The 16,721-nt window shown below is 34.4% G+C and carries 11 protein-coding genes; 3 read left to right on the forward strand and 8 right to left on the reverse strand.

Translation table 11 applies throughout. The features are described 5' to 3' along the window. Position 1: 1 nt before the first annotated feature. Positions 2-502 (reverse strand): (2Fe-2S)-binding protein, encoded by a 501-nt coding sequence (locus tag HME9304_RS15405; RefSeq protein ID WP_112379425.1) that lies wholly within the window; start codon positions 500-502, stop codon positions 2-4. A gap of 10 nt (positions 503-512) precedes the next feature. Continuing rightward, positions 513-1,127, reverse strand: coding sequence for a hypothetical protein (locus tag HME9304_RS15410; RefSeq protein ID WP_112379426.1), 615 nt, complete (start codon positions 1,125-1,127; stop codon positions 513-515). Positions 1,128-1,314: 187 nt separating this feature from the next. Here HME9304_RS15410 and HME9304_RS15415 point away from each other — a divergent pair, with 187 nt between their 5' ends. After that, entirely contained in the window at positions 1,315-2,130 is an 816-nt protein-coding gene (locus tag HME9304_RS15415) for a universal stress protein (RefSeq protein WP_112379427.1), read from the forward strand. A 944-nt stretch (positions 2,131-3,074) separates the two neighbouring features. Here the strand turns inward: HME9304_RS15415 and HME9304_RS15420 are convergent. The 4 genes from HME9304_RS15420 to HME9304_RS15435 all read right to left on the reverse strand — a co-directional run bounded on the left by HME9304_RS15420 (position 3,075) and on the right by HME9304_RS15435 (position 9,474). Further along, a complete protein-coding gene (locus HME9304_RS15420) occupies positions 3,075-6,569 on the reverse strand; it encodes an nSTAND3 domain-containing NTPase (protein ID WP_112379428.1) in 3,495 nt (1,164 codons plus the stop codon). A 373-nt stretch (positions 6,570-6,942) separates the two neighbouring features. Continuing rightward, on the reverse strand, positions 6,943-7,242 hold the full coding sequence (locus tag HME9304_RS15425) for a type II toxin-antitoxin system RelE/ParE family toxin (RefSeq protein WP_112379429.1): 300 nt from the start codon (positions 7,240-7,242) through the stop codon (positions 6,943-6,945). Then, positions 7,229-7,486 carry a type II toxin-antitoxin system ParD family antitoxin gene (locus tag HME9304_RS15430; protein WP_112379430.1) on the reverse strand — a complete coding sequence of 86 codons (258 nt, stop codon included), beginning with the start codon at positions 7,484-7,486 and terminating at the stop codon, positions 7,229-7,231. The genes HME9304_RS15425 and HME9304_RS15430 overlap by 14 nt, the downstream gene beginning before the upstream one ends. A gap of 497 nt (positions 7,487-7,983) precedes the next feature. After that, complete coding sequence (locus HME9304_RS15435; RefSeq protein WP_112379431.1) at positions 7,984-9,474, reverse strand: hypothetical protein; 1,491 nt, start codon at positions 9,472-9,474, stop codon at positions 7,984-7,986. A gap of 885 nt (positions 9,475-10,359) precedes the next feature. Between HME9304_RS15435 and HME9304_RS15445 the strand changes: the two genes are divergently transcribed. Together HME9304_RS15445 and HME9304_RS15455 are read left to right on the forward strand one after the other, a co-directional pair. Next, positions 10,360-11,622, forward strand: a complete 1,263-nt coding sequence (locus HME9304_RS15445; protein ID WP_112379433.1) for a TlpA family protein disulfide reductase — start codon at positions 10,360-10,362, stop codon at positions 11,620-11,622. A 508-nt stretch (positions 11,623-12,130) separates the two neighbouring features. Further along, on the forward strand, positions 12,131-12,751 hold the full coding sequence (locus HME9304_RS15455) for a JAB domain-containing protein (RefSeq protein ID WP_112379435.1): 621 nt from the start codon (positions 12,131-12,133) through the stop codon (positions 12,749-12,751). 98 nt (positions 12,752-12,849) lie between these two features. On the opposite strand, the gene HME9304_RS15460 is transcribed toward HME9304_RS15455, so the two are convergent. Continuing rightward, complete coding sequence (locus HME9304_RS15460; RefSeq protein WP_112379436.1) at positions 12,850-14,145, reverse strand: hypothetical protein; 1,296 nt, start codon at positions 14,143-14,145, stop codon at positions 12,850-12,852. Next, positions 14,142-16,721 carry an ATP-binding protein gene (locus tag HME9304_RS15465; protein ID WP_112379437.1) on the reverse strand — a complete coding sequence of 860 codons (2,580 nt, stop codon included), beginning with the start codon at positions 16,719-16,721 and terminating at the stop codon, positions 14,142-14,144. The genes HME9304_RS15460 and HME9304_RS15465 overlap by 4 nt, the downstream gene beginning before the upstream one ends.

Below are 16,721 nucleotides of genomic sequence, written 5' to 3' on the forward strand. Positions count from 1 at the left end.
ACTACGTATTGGTTGTCTTTGTTGTTGGAGTAGGGGAAGCTCCATTTTTGATGGCGGATGCTTTATGTATGGCCTTTCGCATGCGGTAATAGGTACCACACCTGCAGATATTGATAATGTTTTGGTCTATATCCTCATCGGTCGGACTTGGTACTTTTTCCAGCAATGCTGCGGTCGCCATCATAAAACCTGGTTGGCAATAGCCACATTGCGGTACAATTTCCTCGACCCATGCTTCTTGAACGGGATGTGGATTTTCAGGAGTTCCCAGACCTTCGATCGTTGTAATCTCTTTTCCGTTCGCAAACTTTAGGGCATAGGAGCAGGAGCGAACCGCTTCACCATCAACAAGTAACGTACAGGCACCACAGGCCGCTTTGCCACAGCCGAACTTTGTTCCCTTCAGGTCCAGGACATCCCTGATTATCCAGAGTAGGGGGGTGTTTTCGTCAATGTTTTCTATAGTGTGCAAAACTCCGTTTACTTTTAAGGAAATCGTCATAAATAAAATTTTATTCAGCAGGAATAGTATGTCCTTCTTTAAACCATTGCTTTACCGCGGCTATATATTCGTCTTTGGGAACAGGTGGCGGTTCCCGTTGCTTTCCATTGGCGTCCACACCGGGTTCCCAAGCCCAAAGCACCAATTTATGTTCTGTAAGATGGTGCATGGTTTCTTCAGGTGTTCTACCGCCATTTCTTTTCGGGTCCATCATCGATTTGGCAATTTCAATACGGTTCAATCCTTCCCAGAACATTTCGGCAGGGGCCAACGCCCATTCAGGAGCACCGGGAACCCCTGAGTAATCGTTATTCTCGGATTGATGGCAGGTAGTACATTTTGTCGCCTCATATCCCATATCATCAGTTCCGCCCTGTATGCCAAAATAGTGGGGGTGGCTATCTTTCCCCTGTTTGGGGATATTGTCGTTGGGGTGACAGTTGACACAGCGTTCATGGGTAAGGACGGCCATCATTTTATCAAATGGGGTACCGGCTTTGGTAATTTCAGTACTTTCTTGGGGAACGATGGTATATGTAGAGGCAACAGGACCATGATTTAGGGCCAATGCAATCCCTGCAACAGCAAAAAGTGCGATTGGATAGCCAATTTTAGGTTGTATCATACGATGCATAAATTTCAAAGGTCCCTAGCTAAAGTTAAGGAATTTAGGATATAGAATGAACGCTCCTTTAAGACTCTTTTTAATGGCTTTACAATTATTAATCAAAAGTTAAACTATCAGTTTATAAAAGTTATAGTATTATTTTTAAGGATATCACTTTTTACAACTGCTAATAGAAACCTAAACTATGATTCAGAAAAAATCAGGGGCCACATACAAACTCATGGTCTTAATGGATTTGTCCAAAGCTTCTGAAACCGCCTTAAAAAATACCATTGCGCTTTCAAAGGCCATAGATGGGAGCATAGAAGTTTTCCATGTAAAGGCACCGACGGATGTCGTTAAATCTGAAAATCAATTATCGGCAATTAGAGTAATCCACGAGGACAAACGTAATACGAAAAGCAAACTCGAAAAACTGATCAGTACAACGAGTGACCTTGAAGGAGTTCCGATTGAATATAAAATGTCCTATGGGAATATTAAAAGTACCATCAAAAACCATATTGATAAGATCAAGCCTGATATTGTTGTTTTGGGAAAGGAGAAGCCAAAATTGATAAATTTTTTATCCGATGATTTAATAGGCTTTCTGTTGAACGAAACTGATTGCCATCTTTTTATTACCGGTGACAATAATACGCTATATACCAACAAGGATATTTCTTTGGGGATATACGGGAATCTTGCAGAAGCCAATGAGCATGATATGATTGACAGTCTAAAAAAGCTCACAACGCAGCGAATAAAACATTTTAGCGTCCGTGGAGCACAAGAGGAATCCCAAAAAGAGAAAATAAAGGAAGGCAATGAAATTTCTTATGTTTTTTCTGAAGGTTCCAATGCAATTGATGGTTTGGCCACGTATATTGAAAAAACAAGAACACAGTTATTATGTATAACCAAGAAACAATCCAATGATAATTTGTTTCAGTCCGGGACGTGGGCTTCTGTAAAACCTTTGTTGCGAAAGCTTAAGATTCCCATTCTCATATTGCGCTAGGTTATAGGGTTTTCATACGAGAGGCTGTTATGCATTATTCTATTTTACATAATATAGATTATGATACAGATTTGTCTAATGTGTAAAACGGCTGATGCTTGCATTTGATATAATATCAGATATCGGGAGCAGCACTATATCGGCGATATTATGTCAAAGCCGTTTTACTGGAATGGTACTTAACGGCTGTAAGTCATAATTCTATTATGTAAAATATCCCTCACGTTTATAGCTTTTATGCGAATTACCAACAGGGTCATCAAGCTGTTTTATTTACGTAGCTTTAATATTTCTACACAGAAAAAACTTTTTCGAAAATTTCAAATTCTTAGAAACCCCAGCGAGAAACCTTTCGTCTGTACTCATAATTAGTCGTTATGTAAAATTGCCGCACAGCCAATCGCTCGATTGCTTTTTAAAAATAAACGCTTTATGGCGCTTATTTCTAAACACAATTTGCCAACGCTTGGCCAGCGCCAAAAAAAGCAAAACCTTTTAGATTCTTTTCAAATATGCGATTTACGAGAAACTATCCAAAAATAAATTTTTCAGGAGATTCTCGACAGCTTGCCGCAACAGCTAAAAATTACTCTGCGAGATAATTTCTTAGCCCTTGCTAACCTCTCGTCTTGTTTGAAGCTTTTCTTTAAGTACTTCTAACATTATGTCAAATAGACTTTCATCATTGTAACCTGTAAGCGTTTCTTTTATCTTTTTTTCTTGATAAAAAAAGAAATAAAAAAATCAAGGCTTACAGATAATTTTGGAAACAATGTACGGCTCAGTCGCTATATTTTAGGATCCATTGTGACTTTTAAGACTGCTATAAGGTTTAAGAACCTTATAAAACTGTCAAGAAAAATAGTAACCAGCCCCCTAAAATATGGCCGCTCCCCTCGCCTATTGTTTTACCAAAATTCTCTTAGGCCAGACTCTAATTGCAGTTAAGAATCATAGTCTTTATGAAGACCATTCCAATCTTCCAAATCGTAATGCACATCATACTTATCTTTAAATTTTTCTTGAGGGTCTCTAATATCATTAGAAATCTCCAATAATTTTTGTTTACAAGATTCATTTTTGATTATGCCTTTTTCAATTTGTCTTTTGATAGCATCAAAAATAATCCCAAGTCGCACGGGATGTTGGTCGGTCTGTTTTACCAATAACTCAACAAGTTTAGATTGTTCATCTTTATCATCACAATCATCGATTTCATTAAGAATTCTAACCATTTCTTTATGACCATCAAGGTTAGGTATAATACTATTCCATAAATAGTTCTTATGCTCAAAAAATTCTATTAAATCTCTATTGTGAGTAGTTGTGGTAAATGCCTCAATATGCGCAATACAAAAGTTAAGAAAATCGATTTCCTTCCCTTTTTTCTCATAGCCATCTATCAATTCACCCACGAGAAATTTAGTATTGTGAAAATTACACGTACACTTCGAAATCATAATTAACAGTTCCAAGGCCAATCTGTCTGTATCTTGGTGGTTCTTTATCAAGTTTATCCAAAGTTCCTTCCACTTTTTACCCCATCGATGCTGTGTTGCCCCATTTACAATATCATTTAAATATTCTCGTAGAGTAATTATAAATCCTTCAGAAATATTATTCTTTAAAATATATTTCAGGATTTTAGACCATTTTTCACCTGAATGATGGTAACCATACCACCATATCGGCTGGGGATGACCAGAGAATATTGTTAATGCATCAATAAATAGGCTTGGATTCATTTTTTCTATAAAATCTTTTTTAGAATATTTAAAGTAGTTTTCTTTACCTAAAATAATTGATTGTAGCTCCTTTGGCGGTTCGGAATAACCAGTTATCGCAACTGCTTTTATCCATCTTAAGTCTTTTCGTTCAGATTCAAGTAAACTATAAATCACTTCTTTCTCCTCATTTGTAATCTTATCCCATCTTCCTAATAACCAACTAAGTGAATAAGTAATAAATCCTGTGTCATGAACTGAGAAAATTCTCTTAAACAGAGTAAATCGAATATTAGGGGATTCCGCTGTAGTATCGACTAGAAAATCTATTATACCTAGCTCAAACCCATCGAATAAACGACGATGTAAATTTGCTTCTACATAATCGAATAGATTTGTAGCTATATTAAGTCCTTGCCCTGCTGTAACAAATGACCTTGAATCCTCCATTGTACTTGCGAACCTTGGTGTATGAGGGAACTTAACATTATGCGGAAATGTTTTAAGGAAATGTGGAAATAATTCTCCCCAAGTAAACCACGTTTTTATTTTGCCTTCAGCACTCAGTCTATCCCAATCAATACTTTCTGGGCCATAGTCTATAGAAAAGGTTGTTAACAGGTTGCTAGCCCTAACGCAAAAAATGAAATTCTCTACAATGGTATTTCTGAAAAAACTCAGGCATTTTTGATAAATCTCTTCTTCATAATTTGGCAAACCTTCGAAAAAACCCTTTAAAGCATTAAATAAAACAGATGGATGACGGTCTACCATGATAGTTTCTCTTAAAGATTCATTTGCAGAATCTCCTTCTTTCAAGAAAAAAAGATAAGCCGCTAGATTCCGAATAAATACTTCGTTACTTCTTAAACTTACTTCAATAAGACCAATATTAAGATTCCCTGTATATTTATTAAATTTTTCAAGTTTTAAGGCTTCCCAGATTTCTTCCAGACTAACATTTTGTTTGTTATCTATGAGCGTACAAACCTCTTGATATCTTTCTTTTGACATTTCAACAAAATAGTTCCTAAGACCGCTTGAATTACCTGTTTTAATTGGTTCGTTTTCATGAAAATGAATTCCTGCCTTCTCATCCAAAGATTCCAGTCTATACATTATTTTCTCTTGAAATTCTTTTGCTTGAATATTTTTAAAATTATTTAAAAGGAATAGAAAACTTTCATCACCTACTTTCGGGAAAAAGCTGTCCTCGAATAATTTAAAGGCTTGTTCAACTATTTCTTCATGATGAGCAGGGTTTATATTGTTGTAAATAAAGTCCAAAGATTTTGCGCCTACATGAGCCATTTCGATATTTAGACAAGTAAATATTTTAAAAATACTTGGAAGAATTTTTCTCTGTTGTGGAGTGCTCAGACCTTTAAATACATATTTGCCTATTTCTATATATTGAGGATGAGAAAAAACGTATTTGTCTTCTATAAATTTAATGTAACCTCGTTTTTCTAAAAATGATAATTCTTCACTAAATTTTATATGACCATCATTCCCTGAGCTATAAGTTGGAAACTTAAAGTCATCACTTCGGTCTTCTACTAAAAATCTTCCATAAGCTGAAGAGTACTTTACAAGGCTTAACTCATTCTCGATATCCGATAATATATATGCAATGTCTCCATTAGACGCACCATTATAAGTATCTATAGACAAACTAAGGAGTGATACAAGAATCCAAGTATTGTTAGGAATCTTGAGAATAGCTTCACTAAGTTCATGAGCATCAACCTGAGCAAGGTGTATAAGTTCAGCTTGAGTTTTAGTAGTTTCCTGTAATTCTTGAATATTTGAAAGATGAATTAACTGTCCAACTTGTAGGTTTATGCCTTTCGATAATGCTGCGGTCATAGACTGAACATTTTCGGGTAGTACCCCAGTATCAGCACTAAATTTTGACCATATATTTATTAGAAAAACTGAATTAGAATTTGTTAAGTCGTTCCATTTATGACTGTTTAAATTATAATCAGATAATATTTTACTCCCTTTAATAGAAAATAAAGCTTCTTTTCTAGTAGTTACTACTATTTTGTTTTTAGGATTATGATTTTTTGCCAACTCTTGCAGTTTCCTAAATTCATTAGGGCTTTCATTTGCAAAATTATGACCAAAAGGGTCCTCAATCAAACAAATTCTTTTTTCCCCTTTAAGACTTAAAAAATTTTCAGCATCCCTGAAATTATCTACTCTTTTATAGTTAAAGCCCTTTTTAGCAAAATGTAAAGCTATTCTTTTAGCAATTTCTGATTTACCACAAAACGATTCTCCAGTAAGTAAAAGAACATGGTTCTTTCGAATTATCTTTAATAATTCTTTATCAATTTTACGTTCGACATAAAATTCAGAAATCATAGGTTTATCATAAGCATTGTTGGAAGATGAATGTCTGAGTTTTGATTCTTTATGGTTCAGATACATAAGAACTCCGATGAATAAAATTATAAGCCCAAAAACCCATAAATTATCTGTGAACACAAAAATTTTAAGTAGTAATATAATTAAGCCACCAAAGTATTTGCCGGATAATTCGATAATATATACATAAAGTTGATTTACATCTTCTCGAGCGAAGTATAAACCAAACTCAAGAAGAGCTCTAGAAATTAAATATCCAATTAAAAACCTATAACTACCACCTCTTAGAAAATTCCTTAAGACTGAAGGTAAATTGTTAAGTAAATTTTCTATCTGCATTTTATAATAATAGTTAGTATCTAAGAATTTTCAAGATACAAATTTTAACAAGTATTGAATTACATTAAACGACGAGATGGTAGTAAGTTTTTAGTTAATAACCATTCCATACACATTACCACTTCGCTCCTATCGTCGCTTGGGCAAAGAGTATTCCATTACCTTTTGTGAAGAAAGTTTTTAGAAAGAAAAAATCAATGAAATTATATAGAAACTTTCGCTTTTAACCAAAGCTCAAGTTACATAACGCGGAACATTATAGTACAATTATGTCAAAGCCGTTTTACTGGAAAGTTTGTTCATATTCGTAAGCTATAATTCTATTTTGACGTTATATCAAATAGCGATAAGTATAAGTAATTTGAACGAATTCCTAGCCGTTTTGAAGATTACGCTCATAGTCCATGCGCTGACTTAGCACTCTAAGAATAAAAATTTCACTTGCCATATGCAGATAAAATATGGTGTGTGCTTTATATGAGAATCTTTTCAAGTCAGTAATGAATTCGGATGCATCTCGACCTAAATCTATATTTTCGGCAAGTATTTCAAATGCTTCATGCATACCATAAAAATACTTCTGCGCTTGGGGTAATCCAAATTTGTATATGCCAAACTCGTATAGTTCAGCCAAATCAATTTCAGCTTTGCCAGAAAGTTTATAGCTGCCCATCTTGCCGCATTCGTGCTTCGACCTCCTTCATAATTTCAGGTAACGATTTGTCACTAATACCGCTTTCGAGACCTTCAACGAGTTTAGTTTTAAGTGAAAGGAGCGTGGCTTTGTTAGCTTGGTCTTGACGTACAAGGTTTCTTAAATATTCACTATCGTTAGTATACTCTCCAGCTTCAATTTGTGCTTTTATCCATTTATCCTGCTTTTCGGTAAAGGTTACCGTTTTTCGAACAGTTGCCATATTATATTTGTTTAAATAATCATACTATTGGTGTAATTTAGCGAATTCCAAAAAATCTTCCAAACAAATGGGCCTATTTTTAAGATTCCAATTCTACACACATTTATTCATGGCCAGTTATTTTTCTTATAGGAATTCATGCACCTCGTTTCTCGGTGTCATTCCCCTCCTACCGTCGGTCAGTTAATAAGTGTTCCCTTTCCTTTCGAGAAAAAGTTTTTAAAAGAAAAAATTTGCAGGGAAATCGTGGAAGAAAACTTTGCTTTTCCCAAGCAAAGTTGCATAACGCAGAACATTATGTTTCAAAAACGAAACATAATTTGTTGTTATATCAAATCGCAGTTTGAAGATAAAATATAGCATGTACTTTATCAGGGAATCTTTTCAAATATTCAATGAATTCAGAGGCATCCTAACTTGGATTCATATTTTTGCAATTACGTCAAATACTGCGTGAATTAAACGAAAACACCTCCTCTTTCAGTAGTCGATATTATTCAATGTTTAAACCTAACATAATATGGGGTAATCGTACTGCCTGTTTCGTACGTAAAACCTGCTGAAACCCATTCTTCAGGATTTGAACTTGAGCGTCTGGTTGTATGATAATGGCCATAATTAGTATAGCTTCTTGAGCTCAATCTGGGGTAATAGATAACAAAATCTCCCCATACACCAACTCCACTACTGGAATTGTATATGTCTCCGCCAAACGCCGTAATAATTCCTATTTGTCCTTTTCTATTCGTTTCAAAATAAGGGTAAGCAAAAGCAAAGTCGGGGTTCCATATTTGCATTTGATTCACCAAACTCCATGATGAAGTATTAATTTCGGCAATTTGTATGTGAGTTTGAGGAAAGTTGCTGTTATTAGATGCATTCCAAGCAAAAATCACATTGTTTTCCCTCACTGTTGCCGCCCTTACATAAGTTTTCCAAGACGCATCAGTTAACCAATCATTACCATCAGCGGCAACAGAGGACATTGTATTATTGGGCCAGGAATTAATAGCTACATCTCGCCAGCTGTAGAAGTTTTCATTATCACGCATACTATAAACTTTCATAGTACTATTGTCAGAATGACCTGCCCAAAATACAGCATTGGACCCATTTTGGGAAACATGAGACCAAAATGCATTTGTACTTCCGGTAAATTGATAGTTCACCGTTACACCAGCAGCAAGCTCTTGAAGAGGTACGCGAATCACATACCTATTCGAACCACCACCAATACTACTTGTCCAATACAAGAATTGGTTACCGAAACTCATGTCATTATAATCAAGGGTCCCAGCGGGAGCTAAAGCGTCATTTGTGAAGTCCCAATAGGTCCAGGAAGTCCCATTCGAGCTTATCACTTGTTGCGTTTTTTGAGCGGCTATTCGGATAGCATTTTGTCCACTTGACGTCCGATATTGTAACAGCCAAACGAAAATGTCGAATTCTGAAACATATTGAAGTACCTGATCACAACAAAGACCTCCATAATCATTTGGGAAGATAGTAGTGGGGTTTACACTATTAAATGTTTGTCCGCCATCTAAAGATAACGACATCCAGGTATTTCCAGTAGTCATTATAGTTTGTCCATTCTCTGCTACACTAGGTTCAGGGAGCATAGCACTTATATTGGGAGCATCGTCAATTTCATCATACTCTTCAAAAGAAACGGCTTGGGTGGTACTATCATCATATTTGTCTACCTTGAATTCTTGATTCGATGGCTTGAGGTTACCACGAATAGGACCATTAGGAACATAGTAGGGTTTTGTTTCTTCATTCAAACTATCAAATTCGATTTCATAAGCCGGGAATTTCCCACCCTCTACCGTTTTTGGGTCTATTTTTCCTGTGTTTAGAGGTTCCCGTGTTTCACAAACATCGCTGCCGGCACCATCGTCGGGCTTACTTTCTTTAGGGTTGCATTGAACGAACAATGAAACCATTATTACTATTCCCAATAGGTATTTCACTTGATTTTTCATTTTACCGGATTTAACGATTAATAAATAAAATAATTGAGGGAAATAAATTGTAAAGAAGAAGAAGAGTATTTAAACCACTTCAAACTAAGATTGCTAAATAGGCTTTTAATTCTTGAAGCCAATTTAATCAAACTTTTCTTACCTAATTATTGAGAATGTATGTCTGGTTAACAATTCTGTACGAATGGAATTTGAGATTTGTAGTAAAATCCCATTCCACACACATTGCCCTCCCTCCTATCGTCGGTCAGTTAATAAGAGTTTATTCATTGCTTGTTATTTGTTTTTTAAAGGAATTCATGAATCTAAAATGTGATTTGGCTAGTGCCTAATCTCATTCCTCGATTTCATTACCTTTTGCAGAGAGGTTTTTAAAAGAAAAATTAAATAGGGTATTTTACCAATTACTTTGCTTTTCCAAAGCTCAAGTTACATAACGCAGAACATTATAGTACAAACATTGTATTATGTAAAACACTATGGGGTATTTTGATAATGTTTTGGCAGTTATTTCATGTTAAATATTTATTTTCATAGAATACTTTTATTTCTATGATTAAAATTTTAACTAGCTATATAATCAACAAGCTTATTTCGGAAAATAGCTTGCAGGTTACTTATAGACTATTAACTATCTTAAATATCAATATCCCATTTAAACTTATAAAGTCAAGACTTTGTGGGCATCAGAACTACGGTACTCTTCTATCTATATATGAAACTTTTGAGTCCTTCGGATTAGAAGTCGATGCATCTATTAATGAATCTAAAAAAATGAATAAATATAAAAAACCTTTTATTGCACAAATAAAGTATTGTCCAAACTAATTTTGCAAATTAAACAATGAAATTCCTTTCAATCTACCTATTTTGTATCTTACTTTTATGAAAGGTTTTCTTCTGATTGTAATAATATTATTGTTGGCTTCCTGTAGAGAAAAGGAAAATCAGACAAGTATAGTCGTCTCCATTGAAAAAAAGATTGGAAGTGAGCCTTTTAGAAGAGTAAACATGCCATTCAAACATGTCGATACTATACCTGATTTTATTAATGGAATTCCCAAGCTTGATTCACTAGCTCTTTTTAGACTGAAACTGCATAAAAAGTCCAAGCAGAACAACAATCCTTCCAATATTGACCTAAAGAATTTTTTATATGCAGTTAATGGGTATAAAGGAAATAATCAAGTCATAATTACCGACAACAACAACAATTATAGCTTTAGTGATGATTCCTTAATTATTGCCTCCCAGAAGTCCAAATATTTAGTTCGTAATGATTTGGGCGTCCAAGATTCCTTTCCAATTCTTAAGGTATATGCTGAAAACTTTGAAGGGGACAGTACTATAAATGATTTTTACTATATCCAAACAATACCCTATTATGGTTATTTACATCCTGTTAAAGACTCCATTAGAGAATTATACAAATTGGTTGGTGTTATTAATGAGCATTGGGAGGGATTTTTTAAACATCAAAAGATTGATTATAAAATAGGATTGAGCAGTAATTTTCTTGGAAATCCTTCCATCCTTATTTCTAAAAGACAACAAGCCTTTCCCAATCCAACAAAAAATGGAACTTTCTTTCCATATAAAGTTGAAGACACAATTAAGATCGCAAATGATTTTTTCTATATAAAAAAGTTGGACTTTGATGGAAAAGAAATCGTTCTGAATAGGCTGAATATGAGCAACCAGAATCGAATGGGCTATAGAATGGGCGAGAAAATTGAAGATTTACAGTTCTTCGACATTGTATCCAACAAAACCATTTCTACAAAATATCTATTAGACAAGCATGAGTTTGTACTATTAGATTTTTGGGGTACATGGTGTGCTCCCTGTATAGCTCTTACTCCAGATTTGATAAGATTAAATGATACTTATAAGAATAAATTGCGCATAGTAAGTATAGCTTACGATAAAAGCTTGGATAATGTTTTGGATTATATAAGAGATAGCAATTTAAATTGGAACCATGCTTATATTCAGGGTGATGCCAAAGGCCGTACTCATCCAAAGTTAATCCGAGATTTAAAAATCAGTTCGTATCCTACGTTTATTCTTATTAATTCCAATGGAGATATTGAATATAGGGGGGGGTCTCAAACCTTACAAAGTATTGATTCAATATTGGCGGATTGAATAATCACAAAATTAATTGAAGTATTCTTTTAGGTTTTGTAAACCTTTTTGGTGTTTCATAAATATTCAATATTTGAAACCACTTTAATAGGACTATTAATTAGGCTATTCTGCCCTAGCCTATTATCAGTTTTTAAATGCCCTAGTAATCGGTCTCTTTCCAGAATAGTAAAATTCATGAATATAATCAACTCTAACATTTTAAAAGTCGTAGCTATAGACAAAATGGGAAAATCATCATTTGGGACTATATTTTTAAATTTGATGTAGATAGATACACTGTTGAAGGAAAAATCGATATTAATATTGAGAACCATAAGAATACGTTTTTTACTAAAAAAAAATGGCCTTGTTCGTATAGCTGCTACTAGTGACGCCCACTTAAAAAGTGTACAATCAACCCTACCGATACCGAAAAACTTAGAAAACAGGTATTTCTTAAGATATAAAATACTCCCGTTACCGATAACGGCATTTGTCCATTACCTACAAATTGTATATTTGAAACATGAACGTACGGCTGACCAAAGAGCAAAAAATAAAAATCCTCAACTCCAACGATATTTATGCCATTATGCAGCAGATATTGATGCGGGAGAACAAAATACGTAGAAACCAGGAACATTTTTGGGTGGTGGGCCTTGACAACGACCATAAGATACTTTTTATAGAGCTTATTGGCCTTGGAGCGGTCAACCGTGTCAACACGGACCCGCCCGATGTCTTTAGAATGGCCATCTACAAACTGGCCGTAAAGCTTATTTTGGTGCACAACCACCCCAGCGGTTCCACTTCCCCTTCGCTTGGCGACAGGGAATTTACGGACCATATGCTCAAAGTGGGGAAACTTATCAATATTGGGATTATGGACCATCTTATCATTACCGAGACCGACTATGCCAGTTTTGCCGATCTGGGCATTATGGACGAACTTAAAAAATCCGGGCTGTTTGAAATTATGGGACCCGAAAAGAAAGAATTGGAGCAATGGAAAATTGATACCGAGAAAAAACGGGCGGTTAAATACAATAAGCTAGAAATTGCTAAGAAAATGAAGGCCAAGGGTTATGATGATGATACTATCAAAGAACTTACTGGATTGACCAGTTCAGCAATTAAGAAGCTATAGATTACTTGTTCGTATTTTTCTAGATATGGCCGCTCCCCTCGCCTATTGTTTTACCAAAATTCTCTTAGGCCGTTTAACCAAGGAATTGTATTTCAACATTAGACAAGGAATAATACACCTTGTCTATTAACATGTCTTGCTAATCGTGATTGAACTTCCGCTAAAAGCTGTTGTCTTACTCTAAAAATAGCCTTTCGATTTTTTGAGTATCCCAAAGCATCCTTTGTGAAAAATTCCTTAAAATCTAAAACAATTGAATAATTTTTGCCATCATAAGCAAACGATGGCGATATGAATACAGCTTCGTTCTTGTAAAATATCTTCGCACTAGATTTACAGAATTCCTCTTCAACTAGTAACCCGTTAATCATTCTATGATGGATATATTTACCCTGAACCGTATCGCATAAAGGTGTTACGTTTAACCAAATATTTTTTGACGTTTTAATGATATCCGCTTTCTTAGCTTTCTTTTGTAAAATGTTATCCAGTAACTTTTCAAATTTGGAATTCAATTTTTTGTCTGAAATTTCGATAACGGTGCCCGAATAAGATAATGGCTTCTTCTCATCTGAAATTAAAAGCTTCTTATTTATGTTATAGACTGTATCCAAATCTTTAGCGCTTTTTGGAACAGGCAGCTCTTTAACGTCCTTTAACTCGCTATTATTTGTGTAGTTTTCAACTGTATCATTAAAAACAATGTTCAACGCACTATAACTACTTTTCAGTTTGACATCCGGTTTTGAAGTGTTATATGTATTGCTCCCTGCATAACTAACTCCCAGTTTGTTAACTAAATGATTTGCATTATGTGACCAATTAATAAAGTTGTGATACGAACTAAATATTTCTTGGAGCGTCTTATCTGCCGAAATATGAATGTTGTTTTCCCAATTTAGAAGATACCCGTATACTGGATCTTTCGCTAGGACTTTCTGAATTTCCCTAAACAAGTCAAGATTATTTATTATTTTTTCACCACTTAAGGTAAAAAAACTGGATTTGATAAATCGCTCAATGGAAATGGGAGCTCTATCTTTCAATTCTTTCTGAAAAAGTTCTTCTAATGAATTGGAATAATCATTCTCCTGTTTACTCCAATAGATAATTGAATATGGATAATTATCTTTTGAAATTACTTTTTTGAGTACACCATATAGAACTGACTTTACTTGCTTGACCGATGGTTTAGCCTTATCTATTAAATTTAAATCAAGAAATAAAATTCTTATATCATTAAATCTAGAATTTTCATCTGGGAGGAAAGTGGCATCGTCACCTTTATAAAACACATAAGGTATTTGGTTCTTCGAAAAAGCCTTCATTAATGGAAGTGCTTCTTTGAGTTCATTTTCAACTATCGCGATTCTGCCATTTAAAGGTATGCTCATAACTGTTTTTTAAATTCAAAGACTATAGTTGCACCATCCTTAAATTCTTCAGGCATGATAAAATCACCCCAATCTGGGAAAAATAACCTTCCATTTTGTGCTTCCATAATTTCACTTGCAATATGCAAACCTAACCCAATTCCTCCTGGTTTTGCAGATACAAAAGGTTCAACAATGTCTTCTGTTGGTATCAAAAACCCTGTGCCATTATCAGCAATAATTATATAAATATGTTTGTCATCTTCGCTTAGATTAATGAGAACTTTTTTAGCTAGATTTTGATTTCCTTTTGCAGCTTTTTCCAACCAGAAAATCGAATTATCGATTAGGTTCATGAGACTGCCAATCAATAAATTTCTTGCGATTTTTAATTTAGTCGAACCAATATAACTTTCAAATAGCCTAATAACGTTAATATCATGCGATACTAACCGGTATTCAGTATTAAATAAAGCTTGTACTATAATATCTTTAATATCTTCATGAGATTTACTTGACTCGCTAATTATTTCAGAATATCCATCAATTAAGGAGGAAAGGTGCTTTATTAGTTTCACTAACCTTTCCGAACTATTTTCTGCCTGTATAACCTTTGCTACTTCAGCAATTATTTTTTCTATCTCGTGTATGACTACACTCATACTCAAACCTGCCCCAGCGGCTTTCAATAGGTTATTTGTAACTCTCTTGTAATCTGATTCGATTTTTACCAAATATTTGGTCAAGTCAGATTTGATACTTGCATCCTGTATTTTCCTATCCACATATTCTTTGACTTCCCCCAGAAGGTGCATTACAGGTGCAGATTTTGGTGTTGGACCGTAAACAGATTTTAAACGAGCTTTATCGCTGTAGCGTAGAATTTCGACTAATTCAATAGTATGTAATATAGATGCCTTGAATGCCTTGTACGCGTTATTTTCTACAAACCCTTCTCTATTTGTTTTTTCTATTAAATCTGAACTTTGCCGCCGATTTAGATAGACCGCTCCCAAAACAATATTATTGCTAATTTTTTTTGTTGGCTGGTTTACCCTTCTCAAATTCAAATCTAACCAATCACTTTCAGGTTCACCATAATCATAAACTCTCAATCCATTTCTGAATACCCTTACTCCACCATTTTCTTTGAGATATCTTTTAAAGCCAGATTTATCTGAAACTCCCATTTTTAGTACGAAGGCATCTAATTCAAAAATGTAACCTTCAAATGTTATTTCCCCGATTTCATGTTCTCCTAAGGAAAATGACCTTCCGTCTGCATCTTCCAATCCTATAAAGGTGTTTACAATCTTATCATCTATATCAACTTTAGTAGGAGAAATTTTAGGCATCGATTGCCAAGGGGTAAACTCGTAAAGAAAACTAGTTATACGATTTCCTTCAATGGTCACTTTGAAATGAAATAAAGAGAATTCTTTAATTTTTTTCCAGTCTAAAAGTCCTTCAAACCAACCGGGCTTATCAATTATATCAAAATTGGGTTTAAAGGAATCAATTGCTTCAAAAGGGGAAACCAAAGCTGTGATAGATCTCTTTACTCCTCTAGCTATACCTCTTTCCCATTGTTTTCTGAGATTACTTATTACGATATTGGTTCCTGTTTTATTGCCTTTGAATATTTGTGGAGAATCTCTTTCATAAATAGTTATAGGAACATCCTCTAAATACTTGTAATCATTAAAATCCGTCCAATCTATTTTAACAAAAACCTCATTATTATTTACTGCTTTTGTTGTCATTTCAATTGTATTTCCCAATTTATGGACGCCAAACCTTCCAATGCCTTTTTCTCCTATTGGAAGTCTCTTATATTTAGGGGTAAGCTCAAGGTTTTCAATTTTTTTCGATTTAAAATCGCTGCCAGGTTCTAACCATACATCAGTAACAATTTCTAAAGACATGCCATAACCATCATCCTCAATTATAATTATGCCATTTTCATCATCGTCAACATTTTCCATATAAATGTTTACAATGTTTGCATCTGCGTCGTAAGAATTTTTTACTAGCTCAACAATTGCAATACTTTCATTTTTAATTAACTGATCTCCAAGTTGTATTAATAATCTTGCTCTCGGTTTAAAAGTAGCCGCAATTTCGCGTTCAAATCGAATTAGATTTTGGCTGCTCTCATTTTTTAAGTTGTTTTTGAAAACGATTCCTTTATCTATTTCGTTTATTTTTAAATTTAATTCCATTAGAAACTGTGCTACTTGGGTTTCATCTACGAGAAACCCTTTGAACTCATCATCGTCGAACTTTGTTAAAACAATTAAGTCATTGATTTTCAATTTTTTACCTAGACGAGTGATTCGATATTCATTTCTTGTACCTTTGCCATAATAGACTACTCTGCTTTTTGAAGTAGTATCGTCAAACCAATCTATGGTTATAAATTTATCCTTATTTTGACCTTTTATTCCAGGTGTGTCAAGGAACATGTCAATTGAATTCTTAGGTAAATAGATTCCTCCTTGATGTGTGCCAGTTACGCCAGCGTCATTTGGAGAAACCAACTTTACAAAGGTTTCTTTAGAATTCTTTATGATTTCGATTATGGAAGAAATACTCAT

This window comes from Flagellimonas maritima, assembly GCF_003269425.1.
In the GTDB taxonomy this organism is placed as follows: domain Bacteria; phylum Bacteroidota; class Bacteroidia; order Flavobacteriales; family Flavobacteriaceae; genus Flagellimonas; species Flagellimonas maritima.

Coding starts and splice junctions, on each gene's coding strand:
- HME9304_RS15405 (WP_112379425.1), bottom strand. CDS start 502: ATGACGATTTCCTTAAAAGTAAACGGAGTTTTGCACACTATAGAAAAC.
- HME9304_RS15455 (WP_112379435.1), top strand. CDS start 12,131: ATGAACGTACGGCTGACCAAAGAGCAAAAAATAAAAATCCTCAACTCC.
- HME9304_RS15435 (WP_112379431.1), bottom strand. CDS start 9,474: ATGAAAAATCAAGTGAAATACCTATTGGGAATAGTAATAATGGTTTCA.
- HME9304_RS15465 (WP_112379437.1), bottom strand. CDS start 16,721: ATGAGTATTTCTTCCATAATCGAAATCATAAAGAATTCTAAAGAAACC.
- HME9304_RS15415 (WP_112379427.1), top strand. CDS start 1,315: ATGATTCAGAAAAAATCAGGGGCCACATACAAACTCATGGTCTTAATG.
- HME9304_RS15410 (WP_112379426.1), bottom strand. CDS start 1,127: ATGATACAACCTAAAATTGGCTATCCAATCGCACTTTTTGCTGTTGCA.
- HME9304_RS15420 (WP_112379428.1), bottom strand. CDS start 6,569: ATGCAGATAGAAAATTTACTTAACAATTTACCTTCAGTCTTAAGGAAT.
- HME9304_RS15425 (WP_112379429.1), bottom strand. CDS start 7,242: ATGGGCAGCTATAAACTTTCTGGCAAAGCTGAAATTGATTTGGCTGAA.
- HME9304_RS15460 (WP_112379436.1), bottom strand. CDS start 14,145: ATGAGCATACCTTTAAATGGCAGAATCGCGATAGTTGAAAATGAACTC.
- HME9304_RS15445 (WP_112379433.1), top strand. CDS start 10,360: ATGAAAGGTTTTCTTCTGATTGTAATAATATTATTGTTGGCTTCCTGT.
- HME9304_RS15430 (WP_112379430.1), bottom strand. CDS start 7,486: ATGGCAACTGTTCGAAAAACGGTAACCTTTACCGAAAAGCAGGATAAA.